At 64.4% G+C, this 12,500-nt stretch carries 13 protein-coding genes; 7 read left to right on the top strand and 6 right to left on the bottom strand.

Going from position 1 to position 12,500, the window contains the following annotated elements:
- Positions 1–64: 64 nt before the first annotated feature.
- Together AABA34_RS12790 and AABA34_RS12785 are read left to right on the top strand one after the other, a co-directional pair.
- A complete protein-coding gene (locus AABA34_RS12790; protein ID WP_338302935.1) occupies positions 65–367 on the top strand; it encodes an integration host factor subunit alpha in 303 nt (100 codons plus the stop codon).
- 18 nt (positions 368–385) lie between these two features.
- Positions 386–823: a MerR family transcriptional regulator gene (locus tag AABA34_RS12785; protein ID WP_338302934.1), complete on the top strand. Its 438-nt coding sequence runs from the start codon at positions 386–388 to the stop codon at positions 821–823.
- Here AABA34_RS12785 and AABA34_RS12780 read toward each other — a convergent pair whose 3' ends face one another.
- From AABA34_RS12780 to AABA34_RS12760, 5 genes are all read right to left on the bottom strand, one after another.
- The gene (locus tag AABA34_RS12780) at positions 824–1,564 is read right to left on the bottom strand and encodes a class I SAM-dependent methyltransferase (RefSeq protein ID WP_338302933.1); all 741 of its coding nucleotides are present in this window, start codon (positions 1,562–1,564) and stop codon (positions 824–826) included.
- Entirely contained in the window at positions 1,561–4,983 is a 3,423-nt protein-coding gene (locus tag AABA34_RS12775) for an AAA family ATPase (protein ID WP_338302932.1), read from the bottom strand. The genes AABA34_RS12780 and AABA34_RS12775 overlap by 4 nt, the downstream gene beginning before the upstream one ends.
- A 21-nt stretch (positions 4,984–5,004) precedes the next feature.
- Positions 5,005–5,751, bottom strand: coding sequence for a thioredoxin domain-containing protein (locus AABA34_RS12770; protein WP_338302931.1), 747 nt, complete (start codon positions 5,749–5,751; stop codon positions 5,005–5,007).
- Between the two features lie 148 nt (positions 5,752–5,899).
- The gene (locus AABA34_RS12765) at positions 5,900–6,667 is read right to left on the bottom strand and encodes a DsbA family protein (protein WP_338302930.1); all 768 of its coding nucleotides are present in this window, start codon (positions 6,665–6,667) and stop codon (positions 5,900–5,902) included.
- Positions 6,668–6,669: 2 nt separating this feature from the next.
- Positions 6,670–7,221, bottom strand: a complete 552-nt coding sequence (locus AABA34_RS12760) for a DUF721 domain-containing protein (RefSeq protein ID WP_338302929.1) — start codon at positions 7,219–7,221, stop codon at positions 6,670–6,672.
- A gap of 29 nt (positions 7,222–7,250) precedes the next feature.
- On the opposite strand from AABA34_RS12760, the gene AABA34_RS12755 reads away from it, so the two are divergent.
- Complete coding sequence (locus AABA34_RS12755) at positions 7,251–8,288, top strand: A/G-specific adenine glycosylase (protein WP_338302928.1); 1,038 nt, start codon at positions 7,251–7,253, stop codon at positions 8,286–8,288.
- Here the strand turns inward: AABA34_RS12755 and AABA34_RS12750 are convergent.
- Positions 8,285–8,506, bottom strand: a complete 222-nt coding sequence (locus AABA34_RS12750) for a hypothetical protein (RefSeq protein ID WP_034954555.1) — start codon at positions 8,504–8,506, stop codon at positions 8,285–8,287. The two genes, AABA34_RS12755 and AABA34_RS12750, sit on opposite strands and share 4 nt — an antisense overlap.
- A 118-nt stretch (positions 8,507–8,624) precedes the next feature.
- On the opposite strand from AABA34_RS12750, the gene AABA34_RS12745 reads away from it, so the two are divergent.
- Genes AABA34_RS12745 through AABA34_RS12730 form a run of 4 tightly spaced genes read left to right on the top strand, consistent with a single transcriptional unit; the run spans position 8,625 to position 12,435 of the window.
- Entirely contained in the window at positions 8,625–9,953 is a 1,329-nt protein-coding gene (locus AABA34_RS12745; protein WP_338302927.1) for a serine hydrolase domain-containing protein, read from the top strand.
- Positions 9,953–10,852, top strand: a complete 900-nt coding sequence (gene nudC, locus AABA34_RS12740; RefSeq protein WP_338302926.1) for an NAD(+) diphosphatase — start codon at positions 9,953–9,955, stop codon at positions 10,850–10,852. The genes AABA34_RS12745 and nudC overlap by 1 nt, the downstream gene beginning before the upstream one ends.
- Positions 10,849–11,538, top strand: a complete 690-nt coding sequence (locus tag AABA34_RS12735) for a DsbA family oxidoreductase (protein ID WP_338302925.1) — start codon at positions 10,849–10,851, stop codon at positions 11,536–11,538. The genes nudC and AABA34_RS12735 overlap by 4 nt, the downstream gene beginning before the upstream one ends.
- A gap of 21 nt (positions 11,539–11,559) precedes the next feature.
- Positions 11,560–12,435: a DUF1295 domain-containing protein gene (locus AABA34_RS12730; RefSeq protein WP_252258181.1), complete on the top strand. Its 876-nt coding sequence runs from the start codon at positions 11,560–11,562 to the stop codon at positions 12,433–12,435.
- Positions 12,436–12,500: the final 65 nt, after the last annotated feature.

Here is a 12,500-nt window from a genome sequence, read left to right as displayed (position 1 = left end):
TTTCCAGAAATTTCATACATTCAATGGCAGGCAACGGGTCGCGTTGTTACAAGGAGGGATGGGTATGATGCGTTCGGTGGGCACGCTTACCCGCGCCGATCTGGCAGAAGCGATCAACCGCAAGATGGGTTTCAGCCGGGCAGAATCGCTCGATTTGGTCGAAGCCATCCTCGACAAGATGATCGCGGCGCTGGAACGGGGCGAAAACGTCAAGATTTCGGGCTTTGGCAGCTTCGTCTTGCGCGACAAGAACGAACGCATCGGCCGCAATCCCAAGACAGGCGTCGAAGTGCCGATCACCCCGCGCCGGGTGATGACATTCCGCGCCAGTCAATTGCTCAAGGAAAAGATCGCCAAGGGCGATTGACGCAGGGCAGGGTAGCCGATGATCGACTTCAACGATGGCAAGGATCGCAGCGCGTTTCGCACCATTGGCGAAGTGAGCGAGGCGCTTGGCATCAAACCGCACGTCCTGCGTTACTGGGAACAGCAGTTTTCGCTGCTCAAACCCCTGAAACGCAGCGGCGGGCGCCGCCATTACCGCCCCAGCGATGTCGAAATGGTCGAGAAGATCAACCGGCTGGTCAACGAAGAAGGCTACACCCTCAAAGGTGCCGAGGCGGTGCTGCGTTCGAGCAGTGGCGGCGAGCATGATCGGCGCAAGGGCGATCGCCGTTCGGGTGATCGCCGCTCCGCCGAAAGTCCTCAGGGCGAACCACAGGCTGCTGCTTCTGCACCTTCCGCTCCAGCGGCACCCCCCCAGGAAACCATCACCAAGCTGAAGCAGATCCGCGCCCGCCTGGCCAAGGCGGTAGAGGCTTAGTCAGGCCGGCTTTTCGCCGCAGACACCCGTAGCGGTGCCAAAGAAAAACCGCCGGTAACTCACCGAAAGTCCCTCCGCCTCCAGCATCCCGGCAAAGCCGGACGCGTCTCCGAAATTGCTGGCGTAGGTTCCGATCATCGAAAAATCCTGCGCTCCGCGAAGCAATGTCCGCTCGATCAGCGGCAGCACCCCTTTGAGGTGGAGCATATACAGCGGGCGCAGCATCCATCCCTTGGGATCGGAAGCCTCGATATAGGCAAACCGCCCGCCCGGTTTCAGGACACGGGCGGTGAGGCTGGCGAGCCGTTCATGCTGTTCGGGCGAAAAGGTCTTCAGCCCGAAGGTCGAAATCACGAAATCGGCGCTTTCCGGCTCCAGCTCGCTCGCCAGCACATCATCTTCGACAAAGGCGATCTTGTGGGCGCGCATGGCGTGCAACCGTTCGATCGCGCGCTTGTGCATTCCTGACGAGATATCGACGGCAGTGATTTCGGCAATATCGGGATTGGCGGAGAGAAGATGGGGCCAGACCTCGCCTGTGCCCGCCATCAGATCGTATCCGACTGCCCCCTTCGGCAAGCGGCCCAACATCTCGACGCACTGCCTGCGCCACCGCTGGGTGAAGCCCATCGAGCAGATATTGCTGAAGGCGATGTATTTGTCCGAGCAGCGATCGAACACGTCTTTGACGTAGCGCGGGTCGTAAATGTCCTGCGCCGGATCGGCGCCAGCCTCGGTCACTCCGCCGCCATCAGTGCGGCTTCGCCAAGGTCCACGCTGACAAGGCGCGAGACGCCTTTTTCTGCCATTGTCACCCCGAACAGGCGGTGCATCCGGCTCATCGTTACGGCATTGTGGGTGACGATGAGGTAGCGGGTCTGCGTCGTCTGGACCATCGAATCGAGCAGGTCGCAGAAGCGTTCGACATTGGCATCGTCCAAGGGCGCGTCGACTTCGTCGAGCACGCAGATCGGGGCCGGATTGGTCAGGAACAGGCCAAAGATCAGCGCCGTCGCGGTCAATGCCTGTTCGCCGCCTGACAGCAGCGAAAGCGATTGCAGTCGCTTGCCCGGTGGCTGGGCGTAGATTTCGAGGCCCGCCTCAAGCGGATCATCCGAATCGACCAGCGCCAGATGCGCCTGCCCGCCCTGGAACAGGCGGGTGAACAGCACGCGGAAATGGCCGTCGACTTCTTCGAATGCGGCGCGCAGCCGTTCGCGACCTTCGCGGTTGAGATTGCCGATGGAAGCGCGCAGCCGCGCCACAGCCTCGGTCAGTTCGGCCTGTTCGGAGGCGTTGGCGCCGTGCTCTTCCTCGACCCGCGCAAGTTCCTCTGCGGCGACGAGATTGACCGGTCCGATCCGTTCGCGGCTCGCGATCAGGCGCTCCATCTCTTCCGATTCCTCGGCTTCGGGGCGGATGTCGTCCTCGGCAAAACCGAACCGCTCGGCGAGCAAAGGCGGGGGACACTGGAACCGATCGCCCGACAGGCGCGCCATCTCGCTGCGGCGGGCTTCCTGGCTTTCAGCGCGGGCGACCAGCGTGGCGCGGCCCTCACGTGCGACGGCGAGCGCTTCCTGCGCATCGGCCAGCGCCCGGTCAGCCGTGGTGGCCGCTTGCTGGCAGCGATCCATCGCTGCCTGCGCCGCCTCCAGTTCTTGCGTCAGCCGCGCACGCACCGCGTCACCCTGTTCGATCTCGGCCATCAGGGCGGCGGGCTTGGCCGCGATCACGGCGCGCTCTTCCTCGATCTCCTCAAGCCGCCGTGCGGCCTGCGCGACCCGGTTTGCCGCTTCGCCCGAGCGTGATTTCCAGTTGGAGTGATCGGCCTGCTGCGCCGCCAGCCTTTCGCGCGAGACGGCAAGGCCCTGATCATGCGCGGCGAGCTCCGCAAGTGTCGCCTGCACCGCCGATTTTGCCGCTTCGTGCCGGGCCTGAGCCGCTTCAAGCGCGGCGCGACCGGCATCGGGCGCGGGCAGGGCGGATTTCGCTTCCTGAGCGGCGGTGAGATCATGCTTCGCCGCGCCGAGTTGCTCGTCCACTTCAAGCGACTGTGCCGACAATTCTTCAAGCCGCGTGGCGATCCGTTCGCGCGCCGCCTCCGCCTGATCGAGCCGCCGCAGCGCGCCGCGCTCGGCCTCAATCGCGGCGGCGACTTCGCGTTCCTGCGCCACCAGCGCGGTCTGCAACGCGGCTAGTTCTTCGCGCGCACTGCGTTCTTCGCTCTCCGCCAGCGCAGCTGCGCCGCGCAGATCGGGCAATTCGTTTTCGAGATCAGCGAGCCGGTTGGCCGCTTCGAGCCGCGCTGCCTCGGCGGAACCTTCGCCGCGCGCGACAAAGCCGTCCCACCGGCGCAGATGCCCGCCCTTGGTCACCAGCCATTCGCCCGGGCCAAGCGTGCGCCCGTCGTCGCTGTCGGCGCAATGGACCAGCGCAAGCCGGGCGCGCAGTTCGTCCGGGCAATCAGTCACGTGATCGAGCAGGCTGTCCGCTACTGGCGCGGGGGCCGCACCGCCGGTCCAGAAGCGCCCTTCGCCTGCGTCTCCCGGCATGCCGAGCGGCGATTTCGCATCGCGCCCCAGAACGGCGGCGATGGCGCGTTCATAGCCCTTTGCCACGCGCACCTTGTCGAGTGCGGCGGGCAGGCCGGCGCGGGATTTCGCGCTTTTTTCGCGGGCATCGCGATCGCGCACCAGCGCGGTGTATTCGCGTTCGATCCCGGCGAGTTCTGCGCGCGCCGTGGCAAGCCGGGAGGAGGCTTCGTCGCGCGCGGTCTGAAGCTCGCCCTTGCGCGCCTGGTCTTCTTCCAGCCGGGCGCGCAGACGGGCGACTTCGCGGGCGGCGTCTTCGGATGCTTCGCGCGCGTCGGCAACGGCCTGTTCGGTGTCTTCCGCCCCTTCCAACTCGCTGCGGGTGGCGGCGATCCGTTCGGCCTCGCGGGCAAGACGGGCGAGCCGGGCTTCGGCCTGTTCAATCGCTGCCTCTGCCACGCGCCATTCGGCCTCGACCCCGGCGTGATCGGCGGTTGCCTTGGCCAGCGCGAGTTCGGCGGTGCGGCTGGCGCGTTCGGCGTTCTCGGCGGCATTGGCGAGGGCAGGGCGCTCCGCCTCTGCCTCGGTCACGCGGGTGCGCGATGCGGCGAGTTCGCGCTCAAGCCGGGCCAGCGCTTCGGCGGCGTCATGGGTCAGCCGGTCAGCGGCGATCCGGTCTTCCTCCAGACGGGTACGCTGACGTTCCAGATCGGACAGCCGCGCCTCTGCCGCTTCGAGCTTGTCCGACAGCGCGGCCATGCGGTGTCCGTGGGCGCTGGCATCGTCGCGGCGATCGGCCAGTTCCTCGCGTGCCTCGGCCAGCGCGGCGGCGGCTTCGGCCTGCTGTTTCTGCGCCGCATCGGTGGCGGCCTTGGCTTCGTTGACGCGGGTTTCGGCGGCCTGAGCGGCCTCGCGCGCCTGCTGTGCCGCAGCCGCCGCATCGCGCCAGCGGGCGAACACCAGCCGGGCTTCGGCGTGCTGAATTTCCTGCGTCAGCTTGGTGTAGCGTTCGGCCTGTTTCGCCTGCCGCCTGAGCGAGGCGATCTGCGAATCGAGACCCGCCATCAGGTCTTCGAGCCGTTCGAGGTTCTTTTCGGTAGAGCGCAGCTTGCTTTCGGCATCTTTGCGCCGGACATGCAGGCCCGCGATCCCCGCCGCCTCCTCAAGCATCATGCGCCGTTCGGCGGGCTTGGCGGCGATAACCTGAGCGATCTTGCCTTGCGAAACCAGCGCTGGGGAATGCGCGCCGGTGGCGGCATCGGCGAACGTAAGCGCCACGTCCTTCGCGCGCACGTCGCGCCCGTTGACGCGGTAGGCGCTGCCCGCACCGCGTTCGATCCGGCGGGTGACGACCAGTTCCTCGTCCGCATCATCGCGCGCGTGCAGCACCACTTCGGCAAAGGCGCGGGCCGGGCGGCTGTCGGTCCCGGCGAAGATCACGTCTTCCATCCCGCCCGACCGCATCGACTTGGCCGAGGTTTCCCCCATGACCCAGCGGATCGCTTCGAGCAGGTTGGATTTGCCGCAGCCATTGGGGCCGACCACCCCCGTCAGGCCCGGTTCGATGCGCAGTTCAGCCGGCTCTACAAAGCTCTTGAAACCAGAGAGTTTGAGCCGGTTGATCTGCATGGGTGTGCCGCGTGTCCCGCCTTATTCCTGCCGCGCGCCGGCGCGTTGCAGCAAGGGTTCGATATCCTTCCAGGTGTTCACGTCGAGCTTGCGCCCGTTGAGCAGGAAAGTGGGTGTGGCGTTGATGCCCAGTTCCTCTGCCTGAGCGGAGGAATTGTTGGCGATGGCCTCGATCTTCTCGGCATCGGCAAGGCAGGCGCGCTGCTGATCGGCGGAAAGCCCGCGCGCGGCGAAGAATTCGATCAGTCCGGCTGCCTGCGCAATCTGCACGAAACGCTGTTCGAGCGGCATGTTGCCGGCGGCTTCGTAGGCGGCGCCGTTCTGGTTCACCGCGGCAAAGGTCTGTTCAAGGTTCTGCCAACCTTGATCGGACAACACCTGCATCTGTTCCTTCTGCCCGCAGCGCACCAGCGTCGCGATGGTCAGGTCGATCGGGTCACGCACCAGATTGCGCTGTTCAAAGCTGACGACGCCGGTGGCGACATATTCCTTGATCCCCGGCTTGCCCGTCATCGCGAAATTCGCGCAGGCGCCGCAGGTGTGCGAGGCGTATTCGACCAGCTTGAGCGGCGCGTCGGGATTGCCGAGGATATAGCCGTCCTGTTCACTGACGGTAACGGTATCGCCCCAATTGGTGCCGTCAGGCGCGGGGATGGCGGCAATCGCATCGCCGCTTTCGACATCGCCTTCTTCGCCGCCGCAGGCTGCCAGTGCCAGCGCAAGCGGAGCCGCGAGCGAGAGTTTGAAGAGGTTGCGGGTCGGTTTCATGTCCAAGGAATCCTTTGGTCGAAGCTGTAAGACTATACGCAGGCGCCGGGCTATCGGAAGGCAACCGGGCGAAGCGCTTGTGCAAAAACGCGGGGATTGATGTGAGAATCGTCAGGTCACGATACAGCGCGGGCCTTCTGTCTCAAGCCTATTCCTGCGTATTTCCGGGGCGGAAGCGTTCGGCAAGCACCGGGTAGAGCGCGGCCCAATTGTGGACATTGGTGAGCAATTGTCCGTCGAGCGCGAAGCTGGGGGTGCCCGCCACCGCGAATTCGGCGCGGTCGGCATTGCCGTTGCGGATCAGCGCCAGCGCGGCCGCGTCATCGTTCAGGCAGGTGTTGATGTCCGCGCGCGACACGCCGCGTTCGGCCAGCATGTCGTCAAGATCGAGCGCGCTGGCCATGCTGGCGCGCGCCGCCTTGTCTCCGCGTGCCCACAGCGCCTGCTGCGATTGCGGGGCGTTCTGCGCCTTGCCTAGCCAATCAGCCTGGCGGGTCATGTACATGCGGTGCCGGTCCTTGAAATCCTCAGTCCCACCGCACTGCACCAGCATCGAAACGGTAAGGTCGATGGCGTTGCGGATCACGGGCCGCACTTCCACCGTCATGTGGCCGGGTGCGAGCAGCGCCAGATCAAGCGCGCCTTCGCCTTCGCGGGTGAAGGACGCGCAATGGCCGCAGGTGTAGCTGATGAATTCGATCAATGCGGCTTCGGCATCGGGCCTGCCGATGCGGAAACCGCGCTCTGTGCGTTCGACATTGGCGTGCCAGGTCGCCCGGCGGCCATCGCCGACAAAGGCGCTGCCGGGGTTGGAAAGCTCGGTCTGGCCGTTGCTCGCCCCTTCCAGAGCGGTTTGCTGCGCCGCTGCGGGGATCGCGATCATGCTCGCCGCGGCAAGGAAACCCCAGAACTTCATCTTCAATTCTCGTCCTTCTTTTCCTGTTCCCCAAGGCTGCGCGCGAGCGATTCCAGCACCGTGCGCAACTCAGGATCGCCGATATCGCGCAAGGAATCGCCGAGTTCCATCGGGATCGGCTTGAGCGAGGGCGGCGGTTTGGGCCTTTCTTCAGCATTGGGCGGCTTAACCGCACCTTGCCGGATCTTCACCCGAGCCACCGCCTTATAGCCGAAAAAGCGGTTCACCCGCTCCATGATTTCAGGGATCACCTGCTGGATCAGCGGGGCATGCGCCGGGCTGACGACCAGCTGCAATATGCCGTCGGATTTCTCGCCGGGAGGAAACCGGATCGCTTCGGGCGCGCAGACGCGGGCATGGGTGGGGCCGACGATTTCGGGCCAGCGGGTGACGACGGAGCTTTGCACGAAGCCGAAACGGCGAAACGCGGTGCGGCCAATTTCGGGCATGAGATCGCCAATCGCCTTTGGCCCCGTCCCACGCGGACGTTCATAAGGTTTGGCCGTCTTGCGCGGGCGGCTCTTGCCGGATGGTTTTTCGCTGTCGCTTCCCATTTCGCCGCGACCCATGCCATAGGCGCGGCGTGACTGCCAGCATCTCCGATCTGCTTCTCCAGTGGTATGACAGCCACGCCCGCGCTCTGCCGTGGCGCAATCCCCCCGGCGCGCCGCCACCGGATGATCCCGCGTGGCCGTACCGCGTGTGGCTGTCCGAAGTGATGCTGCAACAGACGACCGTGGCCGCGGTGAAACCCTATTTCGAGAAATTCACCGCCCGTTGGCCCACGGTGTTCGATCTTGCGCAGGCGAGCGATGACGAGGTCATGGCGACGTGGGCGGGGCTGGGGTATTATTCGCGCGCCCGCAATCTGGTGAAATGCGCGCGCGAAGTGGCACGGCGCGGAGGCTTTCCCGACACCGAAGCGGATTTGCGCGAACTGCCGGGGCTGGGCGCCTACACCGCCGCGGCGATTGCCGCGATCGCATTTGACCGGCGAGCGGTGGTGGTCGATGCCAATGTCGAAAGGGTGGTGGCAAGGCTGTTCGCAATCGAAGAACCGCTGCCCGCCGCGCGCAAGCCCATTCGCGAACGGGCCGGGGAAATCACTCCCGAGAGCCGCGCGGGGGACTTCGCGCAGGCGATGATGGATCTCGGCTCGCAGGTCTGCACCACCAAGGCGCCACGCTGCCTACTGTGTCCGCTTTCGGCCATGTGCGAGGGGCGCAAGGCCGGGGAGCCCGAGCGTCTGCCGGTCAAGCCGCCGAAAAAGGCCAAACCCGAACGCGTGGGCACAGCCTATTGGATCGAGCGCGATGAACGCGTCTGGATAGTCACCAGGCCGGGTGAAGGCATGTTGGGCGGTATGCGCGCGCTGCCTGATGACGGGTGGAGCGCGCAGGGTGATGGTTCCGGCTCAGCACCCGTCAGCGGAGAGCCGCAGGCACTCGGTGCAGTTCGGCACACCTTTACCCATGCGCATCTGACGCTTTCGGTGGTGCGGATTGCGACGCAGGATACTCCACCGGGCGAGGGAGAGTGGTGGCCGCTCGACCGGATCGGGGATGCCGGCCTGCCGACGCTGTTCGCCAAGGCTGCGCGGCTGGCGCTGGCGGAGCGTTAGATCAAGCCGCCGCCGATGGAGAGGCGCACCACCGCGATCAGGAACACGATCAGACAGAAATTGCGCCCGCCATCGCTCGACGACAACGCGCCAAAAATGATGCCGATCACGATCAGCGGCAGCGCCAGCCAGTTGCCCCAGCCCAGAAACGGGATGGTCGAAGGGATGACGATGACGAGCGATACAAGCCCGAAGATGTAAGCGAGTAGATTTCCCATGTGTGTTATATGGGTAAAACAGTCCGGCGATTCAAGTCTCTTTTAACCACCCGATTGACGCTGCGCGCTCGCTCCCTCACACAGGCGCAAACTGAGTCCCCCTCAAGTGAGAGAGTAGATGTCGCACACAAGTTTTGCTCCCGTTGATCTGTCCCGCCGCGCGCTGTTTCGCACAGGCGCATACACTGCCGCAGGTGCGGCGCTGGCGACACTGCCGTTCGGGCAGAGTCTGCTGGCCCATGACGTGAGCGAGGCATGGCCCAATGTCGCCGCGCTTGCAAAACGCTATCTTGATGAGCGCAAGGTCGCCAACATGTTCCTGACCTTTGGTTGGGGCCAGAACGACATGGCGCACACAGTGGGCGGCGGCACGCTGGGGCTGAACAGCAGCGTCGAAGTGAACGAAGACACGCTGTACCGCATCTATTCGATGTCGAAGCCCATCACCGGCATGGCGACGATGATGCTGATCGACGACGGGCTGATCGGGCTGGACACGCCATTGCACGAGGTAATGCCCGCATTCCGCGACATGCAGGTGCTGGTTGATCCGGAAGGCCCGCTGGAGGACACCGTCCCGGCAGAGCGCCCGATTACCATCCGGCAATTGCTCACGCACACGGCAGGTATCGGTTACACCATCGTCTCCAAAGGGCCGCTGCTCGATGCCTATGTCGAAAACGGGATCGTCGGCGGCCGTGTGAGCCGCACGCCCATTCCCGGCGTTCCCAATCCCGTTCCCGCGCCCGGTCTGGAAGTCTGGGCGGATCGCCTTGCCACCTTGCCCCTGATGTACCAGCCGGCAACCAAGTGGAGCTATTCGAACAGCATCGACCTGCTTGGCCGCGTGATCGAAGTTGTCTCGGGCATGGAGTTCGAGGCATTCCTGAAAGCGCGCCTCTTCGATCCGCTGGGCATGACCAGCACATGGATGACCGTTCCCGAAAGCGAAAAGACCCGGCTGACCGACAATTACGGCATTGCCTTTGGCACTGTCCTGCCGCTCGATCCGGCGTCGAACTCGATCTATCTCGACCCGCCCAAGGTGCCTTCGGGTGGCGGCGGCCTTGTCTCAAGCCCCAAGGATTACGACCGTTTCCTGCGCATGCTGCTGGGCTTTGGCGAGCTTGATGGCGAGCGGGTGATGAGCGAACAGGCGGTGCGCGTGGGCACTTCGGACCTGATCCCCGGCACTGTCGATCTGACCGGATCGTGGATGGTCGGGCAGGGGCATGGCGCAGGCGGGCGCAGCGTCAACGGCACATTCGGCTGGGGCGGCGCGGCGGGTACGCTGGGCGCGGTCGACTTCAACCTCGGCCTGCGCACCGCGCTGTGGACGCAATACATGCCGAGCGACGCCTATCCGATCCGCGACGAATATCTCGCCGCGCTGGAGGCTGATCTTGCCGCCATGCGTCAGCAGGATCATTCGCGCCACGCCGCCTGATGAGCAATCCCGCCCAATCCGAACCCATCGCCTTTGCCGGCTCGCCGATAGACCGTGCGGACAATATCCGCATGGACCCGCAGGCGCTCGGCAATTTGATGAACTGGCGGGCGCGCGTGCTCAATCTCGACGGGCTGTTGCCCGAATTCGATGATGAGGGGCGGCTCCTTTGGCAAACGCTGGCCGATGTCCCCGAGGATGCCGAGCTGGTGTTTCTGGGCATGCTCGATGACAAGGCGCATTTCGCGCCCGTTCCTCCGGCCGGATCGACCAGCCCGGCGATGCCGCGCGCATGGCAGGTGATGCAGATGCTCCAGCCGGAAGATCTGGCGATCTATGGCGGGGCCAAATCGCTGGTAGACTGGCACGCGCGCCATCAATTCTGCGCGCAATGCGGTTCGCGTACGCGCATCGCCAAGGGCGGCTGGCAGCGCAATTGCCTTCCCGATGAAGGAGGCTGCGGTGCGCAGCATTTCCCGCGCACCGATCCTGTCACGATCATGCTGGTAGAGCACGAGGGCAGGCTGCTGCTGGGCCGCCAGCCGCGCTTTCCGCCGCGGATGTATTCGGCACTGGCCGGGTTCGTGGAGCCGGGCGAGACAATCGAGGAAGCCGTCGCGCGCGAAGTCGAGGAAGAGGCCGGGGTGCGGGTGCGCGATGTGCAGTACATCTCCAGCCAGCCTTGGCCGTTCCCCAGCCAGTTGATGATCGGCTGCTATTCGGTTGCTGATAGCGATCAGCTCGATATCGACCGGACCGAGCTTGACGATGCGCGCTGGTTCACGCGCGCAGAGCTTGAAGAGGCGCGGGCGGCGGGGCCGGGCGGTAACGATCAGCTGATCTTCCCGCAGAAATTCGCGATCGCCCATCACCTTATCGCATGGTGGCTAGACCGATGACACAGACCCTTACCATCGACATCTATTCCGACGTCATGTGCCCGTGGTGCGCGATCGGATACGGCCAGCTGACCAAGGCTTTGGATGCACTCAACGGTGAAATCGCGGCGCAGGTGCGCTGGCGTCCGTTCGAACTCAATCCAGACATGCCCGCTGAGGGCGAGGGGCAGGAAGAACATCTCCAGCGCAAATATGGCCGCTCCGCCGAAGAGGGCGCGAAAGTGCGCGGCCACATGAAAGCGATTGCCGAAAGCGCAGGGGTTTCGCTAGCATATGAAGGCGAGGGGGAGGCGCCCCCGGCGATGATGTGGAACACTCGCGATTGTCACAAGCTGCTGGGCTTTGCGCTGGAGGAAGCCGGGCCGCAGGTGCAGACGCAGTTGAAGCTCGCCCTGTTCGAAGCGCATTTCAACCACCGCAAGCCCTTGAACCAACGCGAAGTGCTGCTCGACATCGCCGCCGGCGTCGGCCTGCACCGCGAAGCGGCCAAGGCGGCATTGGACGACGAAGCGCTTGAAGCGCGGGTGATCGCGGAGGAGCGGCAGGCGTGGGACATGAACATCTCCGGCGTTCCGGCGATGATCATAAACGGGAAATTCCTGGTCCCCGGCGCGCAAGGGCCGGAAACCTATGTCAACGTGCTGCGTAGAGTGGTTGAAAAGAGCAACGCGGCCGCAGGGGGCTAGACGCGCCGCAACGGGGGCATCATGCAAAGCATTATCGTATTCATCGTCGTGACCATCATTGCATTCGCCTTTGGCACGGCGGCGGGATGGGACAGCGTGCAGGTGGCGGGCTATTCCGCTTTCTTCCTGTGCACGGTCATCGCCATGGTCGTGAACTGGCTGGTGTTCATTCCTTCGGCCATCGCCAAGTCGGACAAGTTCTATGACACCACCGGCGCGATCACCTATCTGACCGTCACCGCCTTTGCCTGCTGGGCGGCGATCACTGCGCTGGGTTCGCTCGACACCCGCGCCATCGTGCTGGCGGCGATGGTGGCGATCTGGTGCGTGCGGCTGGGCAGTTTCCTGTTCATCCGCATCCACGCGATGGGCGGAACCGACAGCCGTTTCGAGAAGATCAAGGTCAATCCCTCGCGCTTTCTGGTCGCATGGACGCTGCAAGGGCTGTGGGTGATCCTGACGGCTTCGGCCGCGCTGGTGGCGATCACTTCGCCCGATCCGCAGCCGATTGGCGCGTTCTTCTGGATCGGCGCGGCGGTCTGGCTTCTGGGCATCACCTTCGAAGCTGTGGCCGACGCGCAGAAAAGCAAGTTCAAGGCCGATCCCGCGAACAAGGGCAAATTCATCGACACCGGCCTGTGGCGCTGGTCGCGCCATCCCAACTATTTCGGTGAAATCACCCTGTGGACGGGCATTCTGATCATCGCGATCCCGGTGCTGTCGGGCCTGTCGTGGCTGGTGGTGATTTCCCCGATCTTCGTCACCCTGCTGCTGACGAAGGTGAGCGGTATCAACCTTCAGGACAAGCAGGCAAAGGAACGCTGGGGCGATGATCCGGCCTATCAGGAATATCGCCGCAACACCCCGGCGCTGATCCCGCGCCCGCCAAAGGGTTGATGGAACCTTCGCCAAATTGCGGGGTTCAAGTTACCGGAACTGAACGATATATTTCCCCCAACGCC

This window comes from Erythrobacter sp. Dej080120_24, assembly GCF_036322605.1.
Taxonomy (GTDB): Bacteria; Pseudomonadota; Alphaproteobacteria; order Sphingomonadales; family Sphingomonadaceae; genus Erythrobacter; species Erythrobacter aurantius.
The sequence above is the reverse complement of the archived record's forward strand: the minus strand, read 5'-3'. Positions and strand labels throughout refer to the sequence as shown.